At 70.4% G+C, this 216-nt stretch carries 1 pseudogene; it reads right to left on the bottom strand.

Features of this window, described 5'->3' with window-relative positions:
• Positions 1 to 216, bottom strand: a pseudogene (locus EOC06_RS43430) (M48 family peptidase); the annotation flags it as partial.

Genomic DNA, 216 nt, shown 5'->3' with positions numbered 1-216 from the left:
CTGGTAGGCGAGGATGCTGCGCTGTGCCATCTCGCCGCCGCCGGCGGCCACGCCCACGCCCGCACCGGCAAGGCCGCGGCTATTGGTTGTCGCGCCGGCGACCATGGCACCGGCACCCAGCAGCGTCGCGATGATGGCCATCGTCTTGGCGCGTTCAAGCTGGTCGCGGAGTTTCTGCTGGTGGCCGCCGGCGATATGACCGGCTTCGTGCGCGAT

The organism is Mesorhizobium sp. M7A.F.Ca.MR.362.00.0.0 (genome assembly GCF_004023175.1).
In the GTDB taxonomy this organism is placed as follows: domain Bacteria; phylum Pseudomonadota; class Alphaproteobacteria; order Rhizobiales; family Rhizobiaceae; genus Mesorhizobium.
This window is presented reverse-complemented; position numbering and strand designations above follow the sequence as displayed.